At 63.1% G+C, this 22154-nt stretch carries 21 protein-coding genes; 1 reads left to right on the top strand and 20 read right to left on the bottom strand.

Features of this window, described 5'->3' with window-relative positions:
• Positions 1–2: 2 nt before the first annotated feature.
• The 13 genes from DEH80_RS14690 to DEH80_RS14630 form a co-directional block, all read right to left on the bottom strand.
• Positions 3–941: a methyl-accepting chemotaxis protein gene (locus DEH80_RS14690; protein ID WP_438938296.1), complete on the bottom strand. Its 939-nt coding sequence runs from the start codon at positions 939–941 to the stop codon at positions 3–5.
• A 360-nt stretch (positions 942–1301) separates the two neighbouring features.
• Positions 1302–2345 (bottom strand): protein-glutamate methylesterase/protein-glutamine glutaminase, encoded by a 1044-nt coding sequence (locus tag DEH80_RS14685; protein ID WP_109721269.1) that lies wholly within the window; start codon positions 2343–2345, stop codon positions 1302–1304.
• The gene (gene cheD / locus DEH80_RS14680) at positions 2342–2983 is read right to left on the bottom strand and encodes a chemoreceptor glutamine deamidase CheD (RefSeq protein ID WP_207774628.1); all 642 of its coding nucleotides are present in this window, start codon (positions 2981–2983) and stop codon (positions 2342–2344) included. The genes DEH80_RS14685 and cheD overlap by 4 nt, the downstream gene beginning before the upstream one ends.
• Positions 2983–3819 carry a CheR family methyltransferase gene (locus DEH80_RS14675; RefSeq protein WP_207774627.1) on the bottom strand — a complete coding sequence of 279 codons (837 nt, stop codon included), beginning with the start codon at positions 3817–3819 and terminating at the stop codon, positions 2983–2985. Before DEH80_RS14675 ends, cheD begins: the two co-directional genes overlap by 1 nt.
• A 184-nt stretch (positions 3820–4003) precedes the next feature.
• A complete protein-coding gene (locus DEH80_RS14670; RefSeq protein ID WP_109721267.1) occupies positions 4004–7324 on the bottom strand; it encodes a PAS domain S-box protein in 3321 nt (1106 codons plus the stop codon).
• A gap of 16 nt (positions 7325–7340) precedes the next feature.
• On the bottom strand, positions 7341–7880 hold the full coding sequence (locus tag DEH80_RS14665) for a chemotaxis protein CheW (protein ID WP_243412826.1): 540 nt from the start codon (positions 7878–7880) through the stop codon (positions 7341–7343).
• A gap of 54 nt (positions 7881–7934) precedes the next feature.
• Positions 7935–9911 carry a chemotaxis protein CheA gene (locus DEH80_RS14660; protein WP_109721266.1) on the bottom strand — a complete coding sequence of 659 codons (1977 nt, stop codon included), beginning with the start codon at positions 9909–9911 and terminating at the stop codon, positions 7935–7937.
• A gap of 32 nt (positions 9912–9943) precedes the next feature.
• Positions 9944–10306, bottom strand: coding sequence for a response regulator (locus DEH80_RS14655; protein ID WP_109721265.1), 363 nt, complete (start codon positions 10304–10306; stop codon positions 9944–9946).
• A complete protein-coding gene (locus tag DEH80_RS14650; RefSeq protein WP_165831490.1) occupies positions 10306–10614 on the bottom strand; it encodes an STAS domain-containing protein in 309 nt (102 codons plus the stop codon). Before DEH80_RS14650 ends, DEH80_RS14655 begins: the two co-directional genes overlap by 1 nt.
• Before the next feature lie 68 nt (positions 10615–10682).
• Positions 10683–11108, bottom strand: coding sequence for a hypothetical protein (locus DEH80_RS14645; RefSeq protein ID WP_109721263.1), 426 nt, complete (start codon positions 11106–11108; stop codon positions 10683–10685).
• Positions 11108–11611, bottom strand: a complete 504-nt coding sequence (locus tag DEH80_RS14640) for a chemotaxis protein CheW (RefSeq protein WP_109721262.1) — start codon at positions 11609–11611, stop codon at positions 11108–11110. Before DEH80_RS14640 ends, DEH80_RS14645 begins: the two co-directional genes overlap by 1 nt.
• A gap of 1 nt (position 11612) precedes the next feature.
• Positions 11613–12524 carry an OmpA family protein gene (locus DEH80_RS14635; protein WP_109721261.1) on the bottom strand — a complete coding sequence of 304 codons (912 nt, stop codon included), beginning with the start codon at positions 12522–12524 and terminating at the stop codon, positions 11613–11615.
• Positions 12524–13261, bottom strand: coding sequence for a flagellar motor protein (locus DEH80_RS14630; protein WP_109721260.1), 738 nt, complete (start codon positions 13259–13261; stop codon positions 12524–12526). The genes DEH80_RS14635 and DEH80_RS14630 overlap by 1 nt, the downstream gene beginning before the upstream one ends.
• A 160-nt stretch (positions 13262–13421) precedes the next feature.
• Here DEH80_RS14630 and DEH80_RS17385 point away from each other — a divergent pair, with 160 nt between their 5' ends.
• On the top strand, positions 13422–13910 hold the full coding sequence (locus DEH80_RS17385) for a GNAT family N-acetyltransferase (protein ID WP_165831489.1): 489 nt from the start codon (positions 13422–13424) through the stop codon (positions 13908–13910).
• Here the strand turns inward: DEH80_RS17385 and DEH80_RS14620 are convergent.
• The 7 genes from DEH80_RS14620 to flhA form a co-directional block, all read right to left on the bottom strand.
• Entirely contained in the window at positions 13907–15919 is a 2013-nt protein-coding gene (locus tag DEH80_RS14620; protein ID WP_109721259.1) for a chemotaxis protein CheA, read from the bottom strand. The two genes, DEH80_RS17385 and DEH80_RS14620, sit on opposite strands and share 4 nt — an antisense overlap.
• A gap of 62 nt (positions 15920–15981) precedes the next feature.
• Positions 15982–16602, bottom strand: a complete 621-nt coding sequence (locus tag DEH80_RS14615) for a protein phosphatase CheZ (RefSeq protein ID WP_109721258.1) — start codon at positions 16600–16602, stop codon at positions 15982–15984.
• Entirely contained in the window at positions 16599–16991 is a 393-nt protein-coding gene (locus tag DEH80_RS14610) for a response regulator (protein ID WP_109721257.1), read from the bottom strand. The genes DEH80_RS14615 and DEH80_RS14610 overlap by 4 nt, the downstream gene beginning before the upstream one ends.
• Positions 16992–17019: 28 nt before the next feature.
• The gene (locus DEH80_RS14605) at positions 17020–17754 is read right to left on the bottom strand and encodes an RNA polymerase sigma factor FliA (RefSeq protein ID WP_109721256.1); all 735 of its coding nucleotides are present in this window, start codon (positions 17752–17754) and stop codon (positions 17020–17022) included.
• Positions 17751–18647 carry a MinD/ParA family protein gene (locus DEH80_RS14600; RefSeq protein WP_109721255.1) on the bottom strand — a complete coding sequence of 299 codons (897 nt, stop codon included), beginning with the start codon at positions 18645–18647 and terminating at the stop codon, positions 17751–17753. Before DEH80_RS14600 ends, DEH80_RS14605 begins: the two co-directional genes overlap by 4 nt.
• Positions 18634–20025 carry a flagellar biosynthesis GTPase FlhF gene (flhF, locus tag DEH80_RS14595; RefSeq protein ID WP_109721254.1) on the bottom strand — a complete coding sequence of 464 codons (1392 nt, stop codon included), beginning with the start codon at positions 20023–20025 and terminating at the stop codon, positions 18634–18636. Before flhF ends, DEH80_RS14600 begins: the two co-directional genes overlap by 14 nt.
• Before the next feature lie 37 nt (positions 20026–20062).
• Positions 20063–22153 (bottom strand): flagellar biosynthesis protein FlhA, encoded by a 2091-nt coding sequence (gene flhA, locus DEH80_RS14590; protein ID WP_109721253.1) that lies wholly within the window; start codon positions 22151–22153, stop codon positions 20063–20065.
• Position 22154: the final 1 nt, after the last annotated feature.

Raw genomic sequence — 22154 nt, 5'->3', positions numbered from 1 at the left:
GGCTAGAACAGCTCGATGCTGCCCTCGTCCATGGACTCCTGCGTCACCGGATGGTGTGGTGGCTTCTTCCACTCCTGCCGGGCGGGCTGGATGCGCTGGTTGAACTGCTGCAGCTCGCGAACGCGATCCGCCGACGCGCCCTCAGCCGACTTGGGCAGCAACCCCGTCAGCACCAGCGCCTCGCGGCTGATGTGCTCCAGCCGGTCCAGGTGATCGCCAACCGAACCCAGCGCCTGGGTGGCAATGTCCTCGAACTGCAGAGAGCGCACGGCCTTCTGCACGGCAATTTCGATCTGCTCCCGGCAATCCGACACCCGGTTGATGCCATTGGAGAGTTTGTTGTCGATGGACTCCACCTGTGTGACCAGATCATCGGCCTGCACCTTGGCCTGGGCGCTGGCTTCCAGGTCACGCGAGGCCATGTTCTGGACGGTCTGGCGAACCTTGGTCATGGAGTCACGCGCATCGTGTGCCAGACCGCGAATCTGCTCGTTGAAGGTCGTGGAGCGCTCCGACAGGCTGCGGACCTCTTCGGCCACCACGGCAAACCCGCGTCCGGCGTCACCAGCGCGTGCCGCTTCGATAGCCGCGTTCAGCGCCAGCAGGTTGGTCTGATCGGCGATGGACTTGACGTCTTCCAGCAACTCGAAGATCGCATCCAGCTGCTTGCTCATCTGGTCAATCTGACCCAACGTGGAGGAACTGCGCTGGCTTTCTTCCTGCAACAAGGTCACCAACTGCTCGACCAGGGTGCCGGCCCGCACCGCGAACTCGCGGACATTGACCCCGGAGTCATCGGAGGTTTGAGCAACCAGGCCGCTGACCGCATCCTGCTGGCTCCGAGATGTCTGGCTGATTGCACTGAAGCTGCTGCCCAGTTCGGAGACGGCTTCGCGCACCAGGCCGTTGACACGCTCGACCTCGGAGCGCACTTCCAGCATTTCGTTCTTGGCCGATACGCCCAGCTCGTCGAGCAAGGCCTTGTTCTGCTGCAGCGTCTGCTCGTGATCCTCAGCTGAGTGCACGCGTTGCCAGATGGTCCAGCCGACCCATCCCAGCACGAGCAACAAGCCGGCGGTCGTCCCCCAGAGCAGCATGGCCGGGGCGCCCGACAGGGCGGTGACGACATGAGCAACCGTGAGGCCGGCCAGTGCGAGCAGAATCTTGATATCAGGGGTGGGCATTCGAGGTCTCCGGTACTCCGTGAACTGTTGGTATAACGGCCGCTTGGCGCAGGTCTTTAACGATTTATCCGCAGATTATGTTGCGGCTTGCAGCACGGCTTCGTACGTCGCCCGGCATCAGGCAATGGCGTCCTGTCGCGTGGCGTTCAGCGCGGCCTGCGCCATGTCATCCAGGGGTACGAGCTTGTCCACAGCACCCAGCCGGTAGGCGGCACCGGGCATGCCCCAGACCACGCAGCTGGCCTCATCCTGTGCAAGCGTTCGGGCACCGGCCTGTTGCAGCTCCTGCATGGCCTGGGCCCCGTCAGAGCCCATGCCCGTGAGCATCACGCCCACCGCGTTGCGTCCGCAGGCATGTGCCACGGAGCGGAAAAGCACATCGACGCTGGGTCGATGCCCGCTAACCGGTGCTTCATCATCCAGCCTGCAGACCAGACGGGCGCCGCTGCGCGCCACCCGCAGATGCCGGTCGCCCGGCGCGAGATAAGCGTGACCCGGTGTGATCGGCTGACCATCGCGCGCCTCACACACCCGCATGGGCGACGCCCCATCCAGGCGAGCTGCGAGCGAGCCACTAAATGCCGCAGGGATGTGTTGGGTCATCACGACAGCCGGCGCATCCGGCGGCATGCGTTCCAGGAACACACGCAGTGCTTCGGTACCCCCGGTAGAGGATCCGACACAGATCAGCTGGTCCGTCGTTCGGTAGGCCCGCGCAACGACGACCTCGGACGCTTTGGCCGCCACGCTGCGCTGCCGCGGCCTGGATCCAGCGGCTTGCCTCAACTTGTCGCGCAGTTGATCCGTGTACTCTCGGAGACCGCTGGCCACCCCGACCGCTGGCTTGGTGACGAAATCGATCGCACCGAGTTCCAAGGCTCGCAGGGTAATGTCGGCCCCTCGTTCAGTCAGGGACGAAACCATCACCACCGGCATCGGGCGCAGACGCATCAAATTGTCCAGGAAGGTCAGCCCATCCATACGGGGCATTTCCACGTCCAGGGTCAACACATCGGGATTCAGTGCCTTGATCTTCTCCCGAGCGTCATAGGGGTCCCGTGCGACCCCCACCACCTCCAGATCTGGTGCCCGGCTGATCATCTCTGTCAGCACCTCGCGCACAAGCGCCGAGTCGTCGACAACAAGCACGCGCGTGCTCACGAGAACAGCTCCACGGAACCGGATTCCTCAGATTTCTGGGCGAGGCGCTGGAACAGCTGGCTTTCGTCCTTGACGATTCGACTGGCCTCAACCACCGGAAGTCGCTTGACGAAGACCTGCCCTGTTTGTCCAAAAAAATGAACCCGGCGCGGCCACGGCCCGCCAAGGTCTGACGCCACCAGCGGGATGCCCTCAGTCTGGAGATACTGCTCAACGAACTGAATATTGCTCGCACCCACATCGGATTGCGTCATCGAGCGCACCACCGCCGCCCCGCCGAATAGTTTGGCGCGAAGCCGATGGCGTACGGCCCCCACACCAACTAGCCGATTGATCAGCAGCTCCATCGCATGGATGCCGTACCGTCCCGAACCGGACCGAGAGGCCATGTCGCCTGGGAGCATGAAATGGTTCATTCCGCCCACTTTGGACTCCGGATCGAAGAGGCAAGCAGCCACGCACGAACCCAGAATGGTGACCAGCATGGTGGGGTCATCAACTCCGGCAAACTCGCCCGGCATGAGCTTGATAGCCTCGGCATCGAACTTCCGATCGAAATACCGCGTTAGTTGGCCCGAGTTAGGGGCCTGCCACCGATCAAGCATCTCCGGCTTGAGTTCAAGTGCGGGCAATCCCATCAGGCTGCGACTCCAACAGCTTGCGACCGGTAAACCGTATGTCCCTGTGCGACGAAGCCCGGCACGTCTCTGACCTGACTCTCGGAATGGCCGACGAAGAGCCAACCATTGACATTCATCACCCGATGAAATTGTTTCAACAAGGAAGCTTGTGTCGGTTTGTCAAAATAAATCATGACATTTCTGCAAAAAATGATGTCGACCCCATTAAAACGAGACCAGTGATCGCCCAGCAGGTTGAATGTCTCGAAGTCGACCAGTCGCTGTAGCTCCGGTTTTATTCGGGCCTTGCCGGCCATCGCACCCACACCCCGCTGAAAAAAACGTTTGCGGCGGGCAGCGTCAATACCCTCAATTCTGTCCAGACCATAGATGCCCGAACGGCATTGACGCAGGACCTCTGTATTGATGTCCGTGGCCACGATCTCGACCGGAGGAGACCAGCTGTTGTAGTGCTCCACGACCGTCATGGCGATGGAGTAGGGCTCCTCTCCTGTCGACGCAGCGCTACACCAGATCCGAACTTTGCGAGACCCGAATTCGCCCAACACTCGATCGAGCACGTCAAAGTGATGGGCCTCGCGATAAAACGCCGTCAGATTCGTTGTCAGCGCATTGACAAAGGCCTGACGCTCACCCTGCTCGTCTGCCACAACAATCTGCAAATAGTCATCAAAGCTGTCGAGCTTGAGGGCCCTGAGACGACGGACTAGGCGGCTGTACACCATGTCCTGCTTGGACGCCGCCAGGGAGATTCCAGCGTATTCGCCGATCAACTGACGAACACGCTGGAAATGAGCGCGGGTGAGATCAAAGTCCCGGTCCCCGCCACTCACTGTCGCGATCCCCCCTGATGCTCATCCAAGCCCACCAGTCCTGCGCCGAAATGAGCCAAGGGGACACCCCACCACCGCCAGCCATGCTGAGCGATCACGTACAGGCCGCGGCTGATCATGCTTCTTTGCGTAACCAGCATGGTCGCCATAGAACTACGCATTGCCCCACTCCTCGAAGTCGCCGCTAGAACTCAGCCCACTGCTCATCACCTGCAACAGCCGCAGGCGGTGCTTTCGGTGCGACTGCCACCTTCGCAGGCGCAGGCTTTTGTGAGTGGTTAGCAGCCGGCTTCTCAGGTCGACTGACCTGCGAGATGGGCGCTTTTGGGCCTCGGACCAACGGCTCTGCCACAGCATCCTCCGCGTCGAAACGGAATCGGCGAATGGCGGTCAGCAGCCCGTCAGCCTGGTCGGTCAGAGACTTCGCCGCTGCTGCAGACTCCTCCACAAGCGCCGCATTCTGTTGCGTGCCCTGATCCATATGCGTGATGGCGTCGTTGACCTGCTCGATACCCGACCGCTGCTCACGCGATGCGGCGGTAATCTCGCCCATGATGTCGGTCACGCGTTTCACGGCACTAACGATCTCGGCCATTGTCTCGCCGGCCTGATCCACCATCTCGCTGCCCTTGCTGATGTTGTCCACCGAGCTGGAGATCAGCTTCTTGATCTCCTTGGCGGCTGCCGACGACCGCTGCGCCAGAGACCGCACCTCGCCCGCCACAACCGCGAAGCCGCGACCCTGCTCACCGGCGCGGGCCGCTTCCACAGCCGCGTTTAGCGCCAGGATGTTGGTCTGGAACGCGATGCCTTCAATCACACTGATAATTTCGCTGATTTCGCGAGAGCTGTTGGTAATCTCGCCCATGCGGACGACCACCTGCTTCACGACCTCGCCGCCACGATTGGCGGTCTCGCTGGCACCGACAGCCAACTGGTTGGCCTGCTCGGCATTCTCCGAATTCTGGCGCACGGCCGACGTCAGCTCTTCCATCGACGAGGCCGTTTCCTCGAGGCTGGCTGCCGTCTGCTCCGTGCGGGCCGACAAATCATCCGCCCCGGAGGCGATGTCGCGGGAGGCCCCATTGATCTCGACCGACGAGTTCCGAATCTGCCCGAGCAAATCGGTGAGCCGATCCACTGTGGTGTTCACCGAATTGCTGAGCTCGGCCCAAGAGCCCCGATAATCCTCGTCGATACGCTGCGTGAAGTCGCCATCTGCCATGGCCACCAGCGTGCGGTTGATGGACTCGAAGCCTGATTCGAACCCGCCCATCAACTGATTGATCCCTGCCGAAATGCGATGGAAGAATCCCGATTTGTTGTCAAGCTGAATGCGCTTGGCGAAATCACCGTTGTTGGCGGCTTCGATGGCTTCACCGATTTCCTGTTCGACGGCCACTTCGGCCTTGCGATCCTGCCATTCGACCACGGTGCCGCGACGCTCACCCTTGTCATCAAGAATGGGGTTGACGGTTAGCGCCAGGGTTCGCCCGCCGACCTTGATCTGTGCACGGTGGGTGTCACGCAGCTGCGAGATCATGCGCTCCTGGTGCGCAGGATTCTTGTGGAAATCGTCGATGCAGGTCCCCATGACCTTACGCACATCAAACTGGGGCAAATCCTCACGCAGGTCTGCCTCGGCCACGGTAAACATGTTGAACAGCGAACGGTTGATGTAGGTGATACGCCGGTCGTTGTCCGCGATCATCACATTGGCCGAGACGTTGTCCAGGGCATTGCGAATGCGCAGGTTCTCGTCCGCGATCTCACGCTCTCGCGCTTCCCGGGCCTCGATTTCGGCTTGCAGCGCCAGTTCCTGCGTGCGGTCCTGCCACTCCACAACCGTGCCCAGACGCTCGCCGTCATCGCTGATCACCGGACTGGCGATCAAACCAAAAGTGCGTCCGCCCAGCTTGATATCGGTCTTAAAGGCCGTTTCCAACCGTTCCAGCATGCGGCGCTGGTGGTCCGGATTCTTGTGGAAGGCGTCGATGGACTGCCCATCGAGGTTTTCCACCCGGAACTCGGGAAGTTCGTTCTGTATATCCGCTTCCGCGGTCACCAACATCTTGCGAACCGCTTCATTCATGTAAATGATGCGGCGATCGTTGTCAGCGATCATCACATTGGTGGTCACATTGTCCAACGCATTCCGGATGCGCAGGTTATCGGCCGCCGCCACCTGCTCACGCTCTGCATTGCGATGGATGTGATCGAGCATCTTGTTGATGCAGGTGCAGAGTTCACCCACCAGGCCACTGGCCGCATCGACTTCGATGCGCTGCGACAAATCCTCTGATGCCGTAATGGCCATGGTCTGCTTGGCCACCTGCTCCATGGCCAGATTCGCCTGCATCTTCTCGGTGATGTCAGTGGCGTACTTGACCACCTTCATCGGCCGTCCCTCGGCATCTAGGATCGGGTTGTAGGACGCCTCGATCCAGATCCGCCGCCCGCCTTTACCGATACGCGCGTACTGACCCGCGTCGTACTCGCCACGGTTCAGTTTGGCCCAGAATTCTCGGTACTCGTATGAGGCGGCATAGTCTTTGTCCACGAACACGCTGTGGTGACGCCCCTGGATCTCGTCCAGCGTGTACCCCACCGTCTCCAGAAAGTTGCTGTTGGCGGAGAGAATGTTGCCGTCCATATCGAACTCGATCACAGCCTGGGACTTCTGGATGGCTGCCAGCTGTCCAGCGTTTTCGGCTGCCCGATTACGCGCCTCGGTCACATCTGTGGCGTATTTGACGACCTTGAAGGGTCGACCCGCGGCATCGAAGATCGGGTTGTAGCTCGCCTCAATCCAGATTTCGCTGCCATCCTTGGCGACCCGTTTGTAGGTCCCCTTGTCGAACTCGCCGAGTGCCAGCTGCTTCCAGAACAGACGATAGGCGTCGGACGCGCGATCCTCGGGCGTGACAAACATGCTGTGGTGCTTGCCGATGACCTCGTCCCGCGTGTACCCGGTCGCGGCGAGAAAATTGTCGTTCGCGCTAATAATCGTGCCATCCAGTTCGAACTGGATGACTGCCTGTGATTTTCCGATGGCCGCGATCTGGCCCTCGTGATCGCTGGCGACGCGCATGCGTTCGGTCACATCGGTGGCGTATTTCACCACCATGAACGGTTGGCCGGCCTCGTCGAAGATCGGGTTATAGGTCGCTTCGATCCAAACCGGATCGCCGTTCTTCTTGACCCGCTTGTACGTGGCCCGGTCGAACTCGCCCCGGGCGAGTTTTGCCCAGAAATCGCGGTATGAGGCCTTCTCGCGCTCCGCGGGTTCGACAAAGATGCTGTGGTGCTGGCCGATGATCTCGCTGGACTCATAGCCCACCGTGTCGCAGAAATTGCGATTCGCCTTGAGGATGTTCCCCTCCAGGTCGAAATGAATCACGGCCATGGACTTATCCAGAGCCGCGACCTGGCCCTGCGTAATCGCACGTTGCCGCTGCGCATCGCGTGAACCGCCAAACAAACCCAAAATGCTGTTGTTACCCATTGTTTTGCCCTTTTATTTAGTTGCTGACGGCAGCTGCTGGCGCTGCCGTTGACAGCGCCATGTCTTCGCTGGCCATGAATCGTTCGATATCGATCAGAATGACCAGTCGCTCGCCGGCCGACCCCAGCCCTCGGATCGAGTTGGCATTGAGATGCCCGCCAAACTCTGGCGGCGGCAGCATCTGCGACTCGCGCAGGTTCAAGACATCGGACACGCTGTCGACCACGATGCCGACCTTGCGTGATTCCAAGTGCAGAATGATCATCACCGTGAACTCGTCGTAGCGAGGCTCGCCGAGACGGAAGCGCAAGCGCAGATCCACGACCGGCATGATCGTGCCCCGCAGATTGATCACGCCTTTGACGTATTCAGGCGCATCAGGAATCTTGGTCACCGTGTCGTAACCTCGGATTTCCTGAACTTTCAGAATATCCACACCGTATTCCTCGTCACCCAGCCTGAATGTCAGGAACTCCTGGGTCGGCTCGTTGCTCTCCTGCTCTGATAAATGAGGTTGCGCCCGGGCATCCTCATCCATCACCGTCTGGTCGCTCATTGGGGGAGTCCTTGCCGGATTTTCACCGGTCGTTGTTGAGTACCAACCACCCGGCTAAGCCGCGCGGACCTGATCGAACGTGTTTGCAAGCTCGGCGGCGTCGAGAATGAGTGAGACCCGGCCATCTCCAAGAATGGTCGCGCCGGACACGCCGAAAACGCTGCCGTAGTGTTCTTCCAGATTCTTGATGACCACTTGCTGATGTCCCAGCAGCTGGTCGACTTGCAGGGCCACCTGCCGGCCCTCGCTCTCGACGATGACCAGCACGCTGTCCGTCAGCGATGGCTGCGCGTCTTGCACGCCAAAAGCCTGAGACAGGCGAAGAATGGGGATATACGCATCACGCACACGGACCATCTCCGCCTGGCCGGTGATGCGTTTGATATCGGATTCGGCGGGTTGCAGCGATTCGCAGACGACGTTCAAGGGCACGACGTAGGTTTCGTCGCCAACGCCCACCAACATGCCGTCGAGAATGGCCAGCGTCAGCGGCAGACGAATCTCGACCCGCGTGCCACGGCCTGTCTGCGACGACAGGGTCACCTGCCCGCCGAGGCTCACAATGTTGCGCTTGACCACGTCCATGCCGACACCGCGGCCGGACAGGTCTGTCACCGTTTCGGCCGTTGAAAAGCCGGGGGCAAACAGCAGCTGCCACACCTCGGAATCGGGCATGTCATCGCTGACAGCGAGTCCGGAGTCCCGGGCCTTGTCGAGTATGCGCTGGCGATTCAGGCCGGCACCGTCATCGATGACCTCGATGACGATGAATCCACCTTCGTGGGCAGCCTTGAGCGTGATGTGGCCCTTGGCCGGCTTGCCCGCGGCCTGGCGCTGCTCGGGTGATTCAATGCCGTGATCGATGCTGTTGCGGACGATATGTGTCAGCGGATCAACAATCTTCTCGGTGACGCTGCGGTCCAGCTCGGTCCCCTCGCCTTCCATGTGCAGTTCGACCTGCTTGCCCAGCTGGCCGGCCACATCACGCACCACACGCGGAAACCGCTTGAACACCGATTCGATCACAACCATGCGAGTCGATAGCACGGCGTCCTGTAGATCACGCGTGTTCCGGGCCAGCGTATCCAGCCCGGCGATCAGCCGTTCGTGGTGGACGGGATCGAGCTCGTGACCGGCCTGTTTGAGCATGGACTGGGTAATGACCAGTTCGCCCACCAGATTGATCAGCGCATCAATCTTGTCGACACCCACGCGCAGGCTGCTACTGGCCGCGGCTGACTGCGCGGGCGTTCGTGGCTTGTCGGCTTTGACGCTGTCCGTCTCGGCAAGCTTGGGCAAGGTGCCGAGTTCTGGGTCATCCACCAGATGCTGGGGCTTGAGGCTGAGGTCACACTCGTCCTCAATCCACGCAAAGGCTTCGCGCACGGCCTCTTCTGTGACCGGCGCCTGCAAATCCAGCGTCCAGTGCAGATGGCAGAGCGTGGCATCCAGGTGCTCGACATCCGGCAGGTTGCTGCTGTCGGGTGTCGCCGTGAAAGGGCCCATGGCAGCCAGTTCGCGGAACACATGCAGGGGATCATTGCCGGTGGTGAACAGCTCGGGATGCGGGCGGAAATCAATTTGCCAACCCGCGACGGCAAGCGCCGGATCGATCTTCGCCGACGGGTCTGCGTCATCTGGTGCCTGTTCCAGAATCGCCAGCAGCTCCCGCTGCACATCGTTATGCCGCGAGACGTCGATTGGCGTACCCGCCTGGGCGTCGTCGAACATGGCCCGCAGACTGTCGACCGAGCGCAGCAGCAAGTCGACCAACGCCGTGTCTGCCTTGCGACTGCCGCTGCGCAGGTCATCCAGCAGCGTCTCCACCACATGGGTGAACTGGCTGATGGGCTCGAACCCGAAGGTCCCGGCACCACCCTTGATCGAATGCGCCGCCCTGAAGATGGCGTTGATGGCCTCCGCGTCCAGCGCGGAGGGGTCCATCTCCAGCAACCCTGATTCCATGACATCCAGCCCTTCCAGACTCTCCTCAAAGAAGGTTTGCTGGAACTGCTGCATGTCGATGCTCATGGGCGCTACGCCTTGTCAGTTGGGGTGATCGATCAGTTCAAAACGCGTTGGACAACCGAGATCAGCTGGTCGGGATTGAAAGGCTTGACCAGCCAGCCGGTGGCACCGGCCTGCTTGCCTTCGGCCTTCTTGTCGGCCCCGGCTTCGGTGGTCAGGATCAGCAACGGCGTGAACTTGTAGCTGTCCAGCCCACGGAGCTGACGCACCAGCGTGATGCCGTCCATATTCGGCATGTTCACGTCGGCCAGCACCAGCGAGTAGGCATTGGACTTCGCCTTATCCAGCGCGACCTGGCCATCCTCGGCTTCTTCCACGTCAAACCCGGCATCGCGCAGGGTGTAGGCCACCATCTGGCGCATGGAGGGCGAGTCATCAACGGCAAGAATCTTTTTCATCAGTGGGTCTCCGAGTCGGTCTGGAGGGAGTCAAGGGCGAGCAGTGATTCAAGACCCAGCAGACGGGCACCATCCCGCAGCGCCGCTGAGGCGGCAGACCAGCTCGTCTGCCGGCCACAACTGGCGCGCTCGCTGACAAAGCTGGCGAGCAGTTGCAGCCCGGGCGTGTCAACGCGAACAACATGCTCGCCGTCCAGGGTCACGGGCTCCTCGCTGGTACGGGCATCCATCAGCCGTGCATGCAGCGTCGAAATTTCGCGAATGGACAGTTCACCGTCCAGGTTCAGCTTCAGTGCGGTATGGGACATGACATTCTCCCGCGGGGTCTTGTCTGACTTATCGGCAGACTCGAAGGGTTCTGTAGCGCGAATGCGCATTAATGTGCCTGCACCGTGTTCGGCTCCAACCGCGCGATAAGGCGGGCTTCAGCCGGGGTGAGGCCGTATTCCTTAACCAGCAGGTCGGTGGCGATGCCATCGCGTGCCAGGCTGCGGGCGTGCTCCAGGCCCCAGCGCCGCTCCAGGGCGCGCTGGGCGTCGGCCACGCGGTCGATTTGGGCAAGCGCATCGCGCAGGTCATCACGCCCGGCTGCCTGCGCGGCCATGTGATTGCACTCCACCCGCAGTTGCTGAATGGCGCGACCCAGTGCTCCAACGGTTGCACGGTCGGCCGTCTGCTGACCGACCAGTTGCTGCTGCGCCTCGGCCAGTCGCTGCAATCGGTGCGTCACCAGCCACAAGCCGGCCACGCAGCCGCAGCCCATGACACTGGCGCCGACCATGACGAGCAGTTCGGGGGCCATCAGACCAAGGCTCCGATGCGGCCCAGGACCGCCTGGACGTCCAGCACCATCAACGGGTAGTCCTTGCGCTGGAAGACGCCCGCCACGGGCAGGGCTTCCTTGGAATCCGCCACCTTCGGCGCTGGCTCGAAAAGCCGGTCGGGCGCGTTCCACACATCGCCGACCGCATCAACCGTGAGCCCCACCGGCTCACCCGTGATGTCGGTGACGAGTACGCGCTGCTGCTCGCTGGGCTCCGGTACGGGCCTGTTGAGCATGGTGTGCAGCGACAACACGGTGACAATCGCGCCACGCAGATTAATGACACCCAGCATCCAGTTCGGCGCGCCCGGCACGGGTGTCGGTTCGCAGGGCCTGAGAATCTCCCGAATCTGGTCGATCTCGATGGCGTAGCGGTTCTCGAGCAGGCTGAAGGTCAGCCAGCGCGTGGTGGGTTCCGGGGCCTCGGCCTCGATATCAACCGCGGTCTGGAACAGTTTTTCCATCAGGGCTGGGCTGGACATCTCAAACGCCTTCGCGTGAATCTCGGGCCTGTGGTGCAGGATTCGGACCGCGCCGACCGGAGCCGCCGGCTTCCAGGTCGCCGCCCCGTCTGGCCATGGTCGAGGCGCTGGGTCTGCCCCCCGCCGCGCCCGGCGTCTCACCGATCACCAGCACCACGCGCCGATTCCGTGCCCGGCCCGCGCCACTGCTGTTGTCAGCAATCGGCTGGAATTCCCCGTATCCCTGCACACTTAGACGCGCCGGACCGATGCCGCTGTCGGTGAGCAGGCGGACCACACTGACCGCACGTGCAGCCGACAACTCCCAGTTGGATGGAAAACGAAGGGTGCGGATCGGCTCGTTGTCCGTGTGGCCTTCCACGGTGATGCCGTTGGGATAAGGCGTCAGAATTCCGGCGAGGTGGCGGATCAACGTCTCCGCCTCCGTCGAGATTTCGGCAACACCGCTGGCAAACAGCAGGTCCGCATCCAGTTCGACCTCCAACCCCTTGGCCGTTCGCTTGACGAAGACCTGCTCCGAAAAGATCCGGCGGCGCAAATCACGCACGACGGCTTCCTCCAGCAGATCCAAGGTGGTCACGCCCGGCGCACTGTCGGGATGACGCGTCGCCGGCTGAACGGCCGCAGACTGGGCAAAGGTGGGTGAATCGAATGCCGACGGCGACTCCACCAAATGCTGCCCCGCCTTCATCGGCGTGCCCTGGCTTAACGTGGGGTCGATGGTTCGCGGTGCGCCAGCAAAGGCGGCATTCAGGGCATCGGACAGCACGCGGTATTTGCCCTCGTTCGCGGTCGAGGTGGCGTACATCACGACAAAAAACGCGAGTAGCAGCGTCACCAGATCACCGTAGGGGATGGCCCAGCTCTCGGTGTTGGCGTGCTCGTCGATCGGCGATGAGCGGCGACGCGCCATTACTTGAAGCCCTGCAACCGGGACTCGATCATGCTCGGGTGTTCGCCATCGGCGATCGCAACCAGCCCCTCGATGAGCAGCTCACGGTGCCGCGACTGCCCCGCCACCGTGGCCTTGAGCTTGGAGGCCATGGGCAGGAACAGCAGATTGGCCAGCCCGATGCCGTAGACCGTGGCGACGAATGCGGCGGCGATGCCCGCCCCCAGCTTGTCCGGGTCGCTCAGGTTTTGCATGACGGCCATCAGACCCATCACCGCGCCGATGATGCCCATGGTCGGGGCGTAAGTCCCCATGCCTTCGAATACGCGGGCAGCGGCCACATCACGCCCCTCCAGGGTGTCGAGTTCCACATCGAGTGCCGCGCGAATCTGGCCAGGCTCGGCGCCATCGACCAGCATTTGCAGCCCGCGACGCACAAAGGGATCGGACACCGACCCCACCACCGATTCCAGGCCCAGCAGCCCCTGCTGCCGAACACGCCGCGCCCACAGGACCACGGTTTGAATCTGGGCATCCACATCCTGCTTCGGCGGTCGGAACACCCAACGCGCCATGCCCAGGGCACGGCGGAATGTGTCGCCTGGGGTCTGGACCAGAATGGCAGCGATAGTCCCAACGATGACGATGACAAACGCCGCCGGGCTGACCAGCGCAGCGGCGCCACTGCCCTTGAGGGTGCTGCCCCCAAAAACGGCGCCCAGTGCTAGCAGCAAGCCTGCAATGCTCAGTTTGTCCATGCGTTGGGTCTCGAAGCCGGTCAGGGTTCGGGCGAATGACGCGGCGGAATACGAACCGCCTCTACCCGAGGTTTGTCGGCTTGGGCGTCAATTTCTTGAAGCGACCACCCCGATTGTGGCTCGATTCCCACACGGCACCGGCTCTGAGACACTTAAGATCATGTCTACGCTCCGACCCGCACGCTCAGCCGAATCCCCTCTGTTGTGGTCGCTGCTGCAGCGGTCGGTGCGGAGCCTGGCACCCGGCCACTACTCCGCCGAAGCGATTGCGGCCTGGGCGCCGGCGACCCCGGACCACCCGGCCTGGTCACGACGCCTCACCGGCCAGACCACGCTGGTGGTAGAGCGCCTAGGCCAGATTGCAGGCTTCATCAGCTACGACCACAAAGGGCACATCGATCTGCTCTACACCGACCCCGACCATGTTCGCTGCGGTATGGCCGGCACCTTGCTGCGCGCAGCGGAAGATGCCCTGCGTGCAGAGGCTCAGCCCCGGCTAACCACCGCGGCCAGCCGGGTTGCCATGCCCGTATTCCGCCGCCACGGGTTCGAGGTGGTGCGCGAAGAGCGGGTCCATCGAAACGGCGTCGCGATCTCGCGATACGCCATGGTCAAGCCCCTGCCCATGAAGCCTGTGGCGGACGGCTAGAACAGCTCCAGGTCCATGTCGTCCGCGCCGGCGGCTGCCGGCTGTGCGGCAGGCATGGGTGGCGGTGCGGACCGGGGCGCCGAGTAGGCCGGTGAAACCTGTTTGAGCAGACCGGGCAGATCGAGCACCAGGGCGATGCCACCATCGCCGGTGACACTGGCCCCGGCGATGCCAGCCAATCCGCCCATCATCTTGCCCAAAGGCTTGACGACGATCTCTTCGCGGCCCGGTACATCGTCGACGAGCAGCGCGCGGCGTTCGCGGCCCACATCGACAATCACGCAATGCTGCTGATCGGCGGCAGATGGCCGCCCGACCCAGTGTTCCATGCGCACCAGCGCGATGACGTCTTCCTCGCGGCGCAAGACCTCGCGACTGCCCATGCACTCGACACGGGTGCTGTCGAAACGCGAGACATCCTCAATCGCGGTCACGGGTATGGCGAACTCGCGGCCGCTCACCGTCACCATCAACGCCGGCAGAATCGCCAGGGTCAGAGGCAGTCTGATCAGGAACGCCGACCCCTCGCCGACTTCGGACGTGATCTCCACACTGCCATTGAGTTCGACAATCTTGGAGCGGACAACATCCATGCCCACACCGCGCCCCGAGACTTCGGAGACGGCATCACGGGTGGAAAACCCGGGCTGAAAAATCAGATCCAGGCATTCCTGACCGTCCAGGCGCGCCGCCGATTCGCGATCAATCACGCCTTTCTCGATTGCCTTGGCGCGAATCACGGACGGATCGATACCGGCGCCGTCGTCGCGAATTTCGATGTGGATGTGGTCACCGACCTGCTGCGCGGCCAGCGTCAAGCGCCCCACTTCGGGCTTGCGCGCGGCCAGGCGCTCGGCCGGCATTTCGATACCGTGATCCACCGCGTTGCGCACCAGATGGACCAGCGGCTCGGACAGCGACTCGACCAGCGTGCGGTCCAGTTCGGTGTCCTCGCCTTCCAGCACAACCTCGATCTTCTTGTTCAAGGTCCGCGACAGGTCGCGGACGATTTTCGGAATTTTGGAGAACACCTTGCGCACCGGCTGCATGCGCATGAGCATCACCGAGCTTTGCAGGCCGGTGGTCACCTGGTCCAGGTGGCCCAGGGTGCGGTCGAGCAGCGGATCGTCAACGGATTCTCGCAGGCGCTTGAGCCGGTTTCGCACCAGCACCAGTTCGCCGACCTGATTGACCACGGCGTCCAGCCGGTCCGTATCGATGCGGATGGACGTCTCCACCCGCGCCTTCTTTGGCGCTTGATCAGCCGGTTTGGCCGCGGGGGCTGCGGCCGCTCGCGGCGCAGCTGCAACAGGCGCAGCCGCGGGCGTCGACGGCTCAGCGGGCGCTGCGGCCGGCGGTGCTGCGGGCTCGTTGCCGTGGAAGGCATCAAGCAAGGCCTCGAAGTCATCATCGCTGATCGGCTCGCCGGTCTCTTCACCGAGAATCGCATCGACATCCACTTCGCGCTTGGCGCTACCGGCCGCAGCCGGCTCCGAGCCGTGAAAGGCGGCTCGCAAGGCCTCGAAATCATCATCGCTAATGGGTTCGCCGGTTTCCTCACCGAGAATGGCATCCACGTCCACCGCTGGCTCGGGAACGGGCTCGGCCTGCGGCTCGGGTGCGGGCGGAGACTCCCCGCGGCAGGCAGCTTCCAGCGATGCAATCAGTGCCGGATCGGCAGGCGTGATCGCCTCGCCATTGGATAACTCGGCCAGTGCTTGGTCCAGCCAGCTGACGCTTTGTGAAATGCCGTCGATGATCTCGGGGCTGATGTCCAGGGCCCCCTTGCGCACGGCGCCCATGAGCTCCTCAGCCGCGTGGCAGAGATCCACCATGGGCTGGATTTCGAGAAACCCGGCACTGCCCTTCATCGTGTGGAAGACGCGGAACAGCGCGTTGAGCTGCTCGGGGTCGGCGTCGGACTGTTCGAAGGCGACGATCTGCTCGCCGAGGGCATCGACCATGTCGCCCGCCTCGGTCAGAAAGTCAGCCAGCAGTTCTTGATCCATGGGTCGGCCTCTAACGACAGTGCTATGCGGCGCCACGACCCGGACCGGGTCGCCGCGCGCCTCTACAGTCCTAGATCGGCCAGCAGGTCGTCAGCTTGAGCCTGGGTTGATCCGTGATTGTCCAGGCCAACCAATGCTGGGCCTCCGGCGATGTGCGGTTCCGGCTGGGCACCGGCAACATCCAGACCCGCGAGGTCTAGCAGATCTGCCAGCGCGTTTTCCACGCCTTTGACCAACTGGATGACCCGGCGGATCACCTGTCCGCTGAGGTCCTGGTAGGCCTGGGCTTCGGCAATGGCGGACAGGTTTTTGCGCAAGCCGTCCACGGCGGTTTCGCCGGCAGCGGTGGCCAGCCCAGGTAGTTCGGCCTGCGTGGCTTCCACCAGGTCGAGCGTGCGGTTGGCGGCATCCTCGGTCATTTGCATCACGTGGCTTAGCCTCTCGCAGGCATCCGGCATGTCGCTGCCGGCATAACGCACCAGCCGCTCATCCAGCGCCAGCTGGTTCAAAGCCTTGGCCAGGTTGCGGCTCACGCACTGCAAACCGTTGATCACGCGGTTGGCCCGGTCCTCGTTGAGCCGGGCGACGATTTCGTGAAACTGGGTGAGGTCACCGGCATCCAGCGCCGCCGACAGCGCGGCCACATCGTCGCGAAGCGCCGCGGTGGACGCGGCGCCGGTCACGCTGCGGCCCGGTTGAAGATGCGATCGAGCTTTTCCTTAAGCGTCCCGGCGTTAAACGGTTTGATGATGTAGCCGTTCACTCCGGCCTTGGCGGCCTCAATGATCTGCTCGCGCGTGGATTCGGCGGTCACCATCAGCACCGGCAAACGCGACAGCGCCGGGTTACCACGAATCGCCTTGAGCAATTCGATGCCCGTCATCCCCGGCATGTTCCAGTCCGTGACCACGAACTCGATCCCGTTGCCGTTGGCACCCAAGGCGTTGAGAGCGCTTTGTCCGTCCTCGGCCTCGACGAAATTCGAGAACCCGAGGTCCTGCATCAGATTCTTGACGATACGGCGCATGGTCGGAAAGTCGTCGACCACCAGCACCTTCATGTTTGTGTCCATCTTGCTACTCCTGCACAACCCGTCTGTATTACTTGCCCCGATCCAGCCAGTCGCCCAGACGTGCCCGCAGGCGCACCATGGCCTGCCCATGAATCTGGCAAACCCTCGATTCGCTCACACCCAGCACGGCGCCGATTTCGCGCAGGTTCATGGCCTCGTCGTAGTACAGCGACATCACCAGCTGCTCCCGTTCGGGCAGCTTGGTAATGGCATCGGCCAGATCGCGCTGAAATTGAGCCTGTTGCAGCACTTCGGTGGGCTGGGCCTCGTTCGAGGCCACCTCGCGCAGGTGTGCGTCGTCCTCGGAGTCCACAGGCGTCAGGCTTAACAGCTGGCACTGCGAGGCATCCAGGGTGATGTGGCGGTATTCCTCCAGCGTAATGCCCAGGTGGTCTGCGACCTGCTGCTCGCTGGCTTCGCGCCCGGTGGTCTGTTCGATCTCCTGCACGGCGCGGGTGACATCACGCATCTTGCGGTGCACCGACCGCGGCGCCCAATCGCCCCGGCGCAGCTCGTCGATCATGGCGCCGCGGATGCGGATGCCGGCAAAGGTTTCGAAGGAGGCACCCTGGCTGGCATCAAACGACGCCGCCGCCTCCAGCAGGCCGATCATCCCGGACTGGATCAGGTCGTCCAGTTCCACGGAGTCCGGCAGGCGGGCGGCCAGATGCAGGGCGATCTTGCGAACCAGCCCGGCGTGCTGACCCACCAGGTCATGCGACCCGGCCCGCTCGTAGCTTGCGTAGGATGCCGCCGCGTTCATGCCGTCATCGCCATGTCAGCTCCGGGGCCGACCAGACGCTCCACAAAGAACTCGATATGGCCCCGCGCACCCCGCTGCGGAGCGATCTCCAGCAGCTTGCCCGCAATCTGCCGGAACGCCTGGGCCGAAGGCGCACCGGGGTAAGCATCCAGAACCGGACGCTGCTGCCGGGCACTGCGGACGATCTTGTCGTCCTCGGGCACATGGCCGAGGTAGTTCAGCGTCACGTCGAGGAACCGGTCGGCCACGCGGCAAAGATTGTCGTAGACCTCGCGGCCCTCGCCCGGCGTTTTGACCCGATTGGCGATGAGTTGCATGCGGGGAATGCCGCAGTCACGCGACAACACCTTGATGAGAGCGTAGGCATCCGTCAGCGACGCGGGGTCGTTGCAGACCACCACCAGTACCTCCTGCGAGGCCTGGCAAAAGGTCTGCACGCTGTTGGACAGCCCGGCCGCCGTATCGACAAGCATCACGTCGATGGGGTCGGTCAAACCGCTGAAGGCGCCGATCAGGCCCACATGCTCGCTGCGGGTCAGCTCCGACATCCGTCGTCGGCCAGACGACGCCGGGACGATTTTGAGCCCGTTGGGTCCTTCGATGATCGTGTCGGCCAGGGTGCACTTGCCTTCCAACACGTGTGACAGGTTGGCCGAAGGCTGCAGACCCAGCAGCACGTCCACGTTTGCCAAACCCAGGTCGGCATCCAACAACATGGTGCGGCGCTGGGCTTCGAGCATGGCCATGCCGAGATTCACGGCAATCGTGCTCTTGCCCACACCGCCCTTGCCGCTGGCCACCGCAAACACACGCGGCCCGTTGGCGGGTGGCTTGGTGGCCAGGCCCGCAGCCTGTGTGCGCTGGACGGCTTTTGAGGAATCAAGCAACGGCATTGGCGGCCTCCCGGTCGTAATCGCCTGGCGATGTCTGTGCATCGTGTGTCTTCGTGGAATGTGCGCGGGCGGCCTGAACGGCCCGCTTGATCAGATTTTCAGGACGCTCGCGGTGCAGGTCCTCGGGAACGGCCTGGCCATCGGCGACATACACCACCGGCAGGCGCGCCCGCGTCACGGACGACAACACCGCGCCGTGGCGCGACGATTCATCCAGCTTTGTCACCACGCAGCCCACAGGCCGGGCGGGTCGGAACGCATGAATGGCGCGCGCCTGGTCTTCGGGCTGGGTGGTCGCAGCAAGCACCAGCAGCGTGCGTACACGGCCACCGTCCACGCCGAACTGCTGCAAGCGCGTGGCCAGCTGCTGGTCCGAAGGACTCATGCCCGCGGTGTCGATCAGCACCATGCGCTTGCTGGCCAACCGCGCCAGCACCTGCTGCAGACCTTCGACGCCCGAGGCCGTCAGCACCGGCACGCCGAGCAACCGGCCGTAGGTGGCCAACTGTTCCTGGGCACCGATGCGGAAATCATCCGTGGTCACCAGGGCCAGACCTTCGGTGCCGTAACGGGCCACGTAGCGAGCCGCCAGCTTGGCCAGCGTGGTGGTCTTGCCTACCCCGGTCGGGCCGACCAGTGCGATGGCGCCGGGCGAATCCAGCAGATCGGCCGGCAGCGCCTGCATCTGACTGACAATGGTGCGCAGTGCCGAATAGGTCGCCGTGGGCCGGACGGCATCGGCCGGCAGCGTCCGAACGGCCGCCGCCGTCAGCGCATGCTCGAACCCCATGCGCTCAAGCTGCTGGGCCACGTGGGCATGCTCCAGGTTGCGAAACTCCCACGCGCCCCGGGCAATCTGCCCCATCTCGCTCTGGATGGTGTTACGCAGGCTGAGTAGCTCACGCTCCAGGCGTTCGATATGCGGGTCCTGCGCCCAGATAATGTCGGCCTTGGCTGGGCGGGGTGCCTGCTCGGTCAGCCGGGGCTCTTGTGCCGCTGCCGCGGAGGGCGAGGACTCGGCGGCCTGCGTAAACGGGTTCACATCCGGGCGACGGGCGGAGTCAGCGGCCGCCGGGCTGGCAGAGGCGGTGGCCGCTGCGCGATCCAGGGCCCCCGCGGGGTTGCCGGCAGGTGCTGCCTGCGTGTCCGCAGCGGTCGGTGTAGCGGCTGCCGGTGCGGCCGTCTGCGCCTCCGCGTCGTCGCCGCCGCGGCGCAACGCCTGCTGAACCAGTGCGGCGTCATAGTCGAGCGCCGCAACCACTTCGATTTGATCGCCGATGCGTCGGCTGGAGAGGATGACCGCATCCGGCCCCTGCTCCTCCCGCACCATGCGGAACGCTGCCCGCATGTCCCGGGCCAGATATCGCTTGATTTTCATATCAGGAGTAACCCCCACTTATCCGGGCCGCGGCGCCTCAGGCGCCCACCGAGCCAACCAGCTTGAGCTGCTTGCCTTGCGGCACTTCGTTGTAGGCCAGCACGTTGAGACCCGGGGCGGCGTAGCGCAGAAAACGCGCCAGCGATGATCGAATCGCCTGCGGTACCAGCAGCACGGGCGTCTGGCCCTGGCCCTGCTGGCGTTCTACCCATTCGGCGATTGACTGATGCATGCGTTCGGCGAGTCCCGGTTCGATGGCGGCGGCGTCTTGCTGCATGGACTCCTGCAGGAGCTGTTCCAGCGGCTGCGCCAGCGTCAAAACCGGCAACTCAGGCTCCAAACCATTGATTTGCTGAACAATTTGCTGGCCGAGCGCGACCCGAACATGGGCGGTGAGGATGTCGGGATCCTGACTCTGACGGGCCTGCTCCGCCAAGGATTCGGCGATTTGCTTAAAGGAGCGGACGGCAATGCCCTCCTCCAGCAGGTTCTGCAGCACCTTGACCACGACGGTCAGCGGCAACAGCTTGGGCACCAAATCCTCGACCAGCCGCGGGGAGCTTTCCGACAGGTTCTCCAGCAGGTTCTGCACTTCGTCGTGGCCGAGCAGCTCATGTGCCCGGCTGTGGATGATGTGGCCGATGTGCGTGGCCACCACGGTGCCGGGATCAACCACGGTCCACCCCTTGGACAAGGCATCGGTGCGCACGCCCTGCTCGATCCAGACCGCCTCCAGACCAAAGGCGGGATCACGCCCCTTAATGCCCTCGACCTGACCGAACACCTGGCCCGGGTTCAGCGCCATGAGCCGGTCGGCGTGGACGGATTCTTCCGACACCGGTACGCCATTGACGCATAGCCGATAACCGTTGGGTGGCAGCTCCAGGTTGTCGCGGATGTGCACGGCGGGGACCAGAAAACCCAACTCGTGCGTGGATTTTTTGCGAACGCCACGAATCCGACGCACCAGCTCGCCGCCCTGGCGGATATCCACCAGCGGAATGAGCCGATAGCCGACTTCCAGGCTGAGTGCATCGGTGGGCCGCACATCATCCCAGCTGACCTCGGCGTCCTCTGGTGCTTCCTCGGTCTCGGGCTGCTCGGCATCGACGGGCGCGGGTGCCTTGGCGCGCTGGTGCATCCACCAGGCCAGTCCGCCAGCCGCTGCGCCCAGGGTCAGGAAGACCAGGTTGGGCATGCCGGGGATCAGCCCGCAGATGGTCAGGATGGTTGCCGTAACGATCAGCGTCTGTGGCTTGGCGAACACCTGCGCCGTGACCTGGTTGCCCATGGATTCGGACCGCGACATGCGCGTGACCAGCATGGCCACGGCCGTGGCCAGCAGCAGGCTGGGCAGCTGGGCTACCAGCCCATCGCCAATGGTCAGCAGCGTGTAGTTCTGCATGGCGGTGGACAGGTCCAGGCCATGCTGCATCATGCCGATGCCCAGACCGCCGACCAGATTGATCAACAGGATCAGCACGCCGGCCAGGGCATCACCGCGCACGAACTTACTGGCACCATCCATGGAGCCGTAGAAGTCAGCCTCTTCGCGGACTTCCTCGCGGCGAGCCACGGCCTCATCTCGTGTCAGCAAACCGGCATTGAGATCGGCATCAATCGCCATCTGCTTGCCGGGCATGGAATCCAAGGTGAAGCGGGCGCTGACTTCGGAAATACGCTCGGCGCCCTTGGTGACCACCACGAAATTGATGATGGTCAGGATGATGAACACGACAATCCCGACGGCGTAATTGCCGCCGATGACGAAATTGCCAAAGGCCTCGATGACGTTGCCGGCCGCACCGGGCCCTTCGTGGCCGTTGAGCAGCACCACGCGGGTACTGGCCACGTTCAGCGCCAGTCGCAACAGCGTGACCACCAGCAGAATCGACGGGAACACGCTGAAGTCCAGCGGGCGCATCACATAGATGACGGCCAGCAGAATGCAGATGGACAGGGCGATGTTGAAAGTAAACAAGCCGTCCAGGGCAATGGGCGCCAGCGGCACCACCATCATCGCCAGCATCATCATGACCATCAGCGGCACGGCCAGGCCATTCTTGACGGCATGCACCAGCGGCGCCACGGCGGGCGGCAAGGCCAGAGATTTGCTTGGTTCGCTCATG

The organism is Abyssibacter profundi (genome assembly GCF_003151135.1).
Taxonomy (GTDB): domain Bacteria; phylum Pseudomonadota; class Gammaproteobacteria; order Nevskiales; family OUC007; genus Abyssibacter; species Abyssibacter profundi.
Note: the sequence above shows the minus strand (reverse complement) of the source record. Positions and strands in the feature narration are given on the sequence as shown.

Bases quoted from the DNA above. Each gene is read 5' to 3' on its own strand.
- DEH80_RS14690 (WP_438938296.1), bottom strand. From the start codon at position 941: ATGCTGGAAGTGCGCTCCGAGGTCGAGCGTGTCAACGGCCTGGTGCGC.
- cheD (WP_207774628.1), bottom strand. From the start codon at position 2,983: ATGGGATTGCCCGCACTTGAACTCAAGCCGGAGATGCTTGATCGGTGG.
- DEH80_RS14670 (WP_109721267.1), bottom strand. From the start codon at position 7,324: ATGGGTAACAACAGCATTTTGGGTTTGTTTGGCGGTTCACGCGATGCG.
- DEH80_RS14665 (WP_243412826.1), bottom strand. From the start codon at position 7,880: ATGAGCGACCAGACGGTGATGGATGAGGATGCCCGGGCGCAACCTCAT.
- DEH80_RS14660 (WP_109721266.1), bottom strand. From the start codon at position 9,911: ATGAGCATCGACATGCAGCAGTTCCAGCAAACCTTCTTTGAGGAGAGT.
- DEH80_RS14655 (WP_109721265.1), bottom strand. From the start codon at position 10,306: ATGAAAAAGATTCTTGCCGTTGATGACTCGCCCTCCATGCGCCAGATG.
- DEH80_RS14650 (WP_165831490.1), bottom strand. From the start codon at position 10,614: ATGTCCCATACCGCACTGAAGCTGAACCTGGACGGTGAACTGTCCATT.
- DEH80_RS14645 (WP_109721263.1), bottom strand. From the start codon at position 11,108: ATGGCCCCCGAACTGCTCGTCATGGTCGGCGCCAGTGTCATGGGCTGC.
- DEH80_RS14640 (WP_109721262.1), bottom strand. From the start codon at position 11,611: ATGTCCAGCCCAGCCCTGATGGAAAAACTGTTCCAGACCGCGGTTGAT.
- DEH80_RS14635 (WP_109721261.1), bottom strand. From the start codon at position 12,524: ATGGCGCGTCGCCGCTCATCGCCGATCGACGAGCACGCCAACACCGAG.
- DEH80_RS14630 (WP_109721260.1), bottom strand. From the start codon at position 13,261: ATGGACAAACTGAGCATTGCAGGCTTGCTGCTAGCACTGGGCGCCGTT.
- DEH80_RS17385 (WP_165831489.1), top strand. From the start codon at position 13,422: ATGTCTACGCTCCGACCCGCACGCTCAGCCGAATCCCCTCTGTTGTGG.
- DEH80_RS14620 (WP_109721259.1), bottom strand. From the start codon at position 15,919: ATGGATCAAGAACTGCTGGCTGACTTTCTGACCGAGGCGGGCGACATG.
- DEH80_RS14610 (WP_109721257.1), bottom strand. From the start codon at position 16,991: ATGGACACAAACATGAAGGTGCTGGTGGTCGACGACTTTCCGACCATG.
- DEH80_RS14605 (WP_109721256.1), bottom strand. From the start codon at position 17,754: ATGAACGCGGCGGCATCCTACGCAAGCTACGAGCGGGCCGGGTCGCAT.
- DEH80_RS14600 (WP_109721255.1), bottom strand. From the start codon at position 18,647: ATGCCGTTGCTTGATTCCTCAAAAGCCGTCCAGCGCACACAGGCTGCG.
- flhF (WP_109721254.1), bottom strand. From the start codon at position 20,025: ATGAAAATCAAGCGATATCTGGCCCGGGACATGCGGGCAGCGTTCCGC.
- flhA (WP_109721253.1), bottom strand. From the start codon at position 22,153: ATGAGCGAACCAAGCAAATCTCTGGCCTTGCCGCCCGCCGTGGCGCCG.